At 65.6% G+C, this 1,487-nt stretch carries 1 protein-coding gene and 1 pseudogene; both read left to right on the forward strand.

Annotated features, from left to right (window positions below; genetic code table 11):
* Positions 1-308, forward strand: a pseudogene (locus C1704_RS17620) (methyl-accepting chemotaxis protein); the annotation flags it as partial.
* A gap of 256 nt (positions 309-564) precedes the next feature.
* On the forward strand, positions 565-1,487 hold a 923-nt coding region (locus tag C1704_RS17305; RefSeq protein WP_146076115.1), incomplete at its 3' end, for a methyl-accepting chemotaxis protein.

Below are 1,487 nucleotides of genomic sequence, written 5' to 3' on the forward strand. Positions count from 1 at the left end.
ACGCTGCGCTGGTCGAGGAGTCGGCCGCCGCCGCCGAGTCCCTGCGTGAGCAGGCTCAGCGCCTGGCCAGTGTGGTGGGGACGTTCCGGCTGGGTGCACAAACCCAGCCCCAAGCGCCGCTGCCTTCTCCAACCGCAGCCGGGGCACCTGTTCAGCGCGCCGCCTCGGTGGCCGAGGCGGCCATTCGCAAGGCCAAGACCGCAGCACCTGCGACCGCTGCAGCCCCCGTTCTTCCCAAGGCACCTGCCACTCCGCCCCCTGCAGCCAAGGCGCCCGCGGCGTCCGATGACAACTGGGAAACCTTCTGATTCTGAAAGCTCTCCCCTCCCACAGCCCGGCCTTGGCCGGGCTTTTTCGTGAGCACTCGACGGGCGCGATGCGTGACGCAATTCGCACAACGGCCTCGCAGTCCTCCAGGGCGGGAATGTCAGCCTCAAGTTAACCCAGGCCATGGCCGATTTTCCCGGGACCGCCCCTCGCGGGTGAAAAGACACTTTCGGGGATCGACACAACAACGAGGGCCAGGCCCGCAAGGCTTGGCATTCCTCGGTCACGGAGTTGCACATGAAGTTGTCCGACCTGAAATTGGGAGCCCGTCTCGGCGCAGGTTTCGCCGTCATCCTCGTCCTCGCCCTGGCCGTCGCCGCCTTGAGCATCGCCCGGCTCAACAGCATCGGCGAGATGCAAAAGCAGATGTCCGAACGGGCCACACTGAATGCTTTGGCCATGCAGTGGCAAGGCGAAACGGGCGTCAACCTGGCCCGCACCCTCGCGATTGCAAAGTCAGGCGGCCTGCAGTCCCTGTCGGACTACCTGCAGCCGCTGATGCGACAGACCACTGAGCGCATCTCGGGCCTGCAGAAAGAGATTGAGTCACGCACGATGACGGACGAGGGCAAGCGCCTGATGAAGGAGGTGGCGGAACATCGCAAGGCTTACATCGCCACGCGCAACGAGATCTTCGAGATGCTGAAGAATGGCGACATGATCGGGGCGGGGCCGCTGGTGGATTCCAAGCTGGTCCCCATGTCCGCGGCCTACCTGGACGCCATCGGCGCCTACGCCAAGCGCCAGCATGACCGCAATGCGGCCGTGGAGCAGGACATGGCCGCCAGCATCCAGCAGGCTCAAGTCTGGCTCGCGGCCCTGAGCGTCGCATCCCTGGTGCTGGGCGCTCTGCTGGCCTGGGCCATCACCCGTTCGGTGACCCGGCCGCTCCATCAGGCTGTCGCTGCGGCCGACATCATCGCCAAGGGTGACCTGACGCAAGAGGTCGTCGTCAATCGCAAGGATGAGTTGGGGCATCTGCTGTCGGCTCTGTCGGCCATGCAGAACCAGTTGCGCGCCGTCGTCTCGCGCATCCGTCAGTCCACCGACAGCATCTCCACCGCCAGTGCGGAAATCGCCACGGGCAACCAGGACCTGAGCTCGCGCACCGAGCAGGCCGCCTCCTCCCTGCAGCAGACCGCCTCCTCCATGGAGCAGCT

Origin of the sequence: Caldimonas caldifontis, assembly GCF_002930615.1 — a bacterium.
Lineage (GTDB): Bacteria > Pseudomonadota > Gammaproteobacteria > Burkholderiales > Burkholderiaceae_C > Caldimonas > Caldimonas caldifontis.